We start from the raw sequence: 384 nt of genomic DNA on the forward strand, positions 1-384 counted from the left end.
AAAGAGTTGTACGATATATTAACTGAGAGAGTGAATGTGTTTGTCGTGGAACAGGGGTGTGCATATCCTGAGTTAGATGGAAAAGATGAAGAAGCATTCCACTTATTTTTTAAAAAAGAGGGACAAGTCGCAGCGTACGCAAGGTTATTTCGTAGCGGAGACTATTACGACGAAGCTTCTATCGGCAGGGTTTTAGTGAAGGAAGCTTTTAGAGGGCAAGCGTCGGGGAGAACGTAGTTGACCGAGCCATCTCCATATTACGAGATGAGCTGAATGAGACTACAATAAAAATACAGGCTCAAAACTACTTAAGAGAGTTTTACAGTTCTTTCGGTTTCGAACCTGTCACAGATGTGTATTTAGAGGATGATATTCCCCATGTGG

1 protein-coding gene and 1 pseudogene are annotated in these 384 nt (G+C 41.9%); both read left to right on the forward strand.

Going from position 1 to position 384, the window contains the following annotated elements:
* Nucleotides 1-237 (forward strand): GNAT family N-acetyltransferase (locus AOA59_RS32835; protein ID WP_371919076.1); only part of this gene is annotated, 237 nt, incomplete at its 5' end.
* A gap of 32 nt (nucleotides 238-269) precedes the next feature.
* Nucleotides 270-384 (forward strand): annotated as a pseudogene (locus AOA59_RS33540) (GNAT family N-acetyltransferase); the annotation flags it as partial.

This window comes from Pseudomonas sp. 2822-15, assembly GCF_002742515.1.
Classification (GTDB): Bacteria; Pseudomonadota; Gammaproteobacteria; order Pseudomonadales; family Pseudomonadaceae; genus Aquipseudomonas; species Aquipseudomonas salomonii.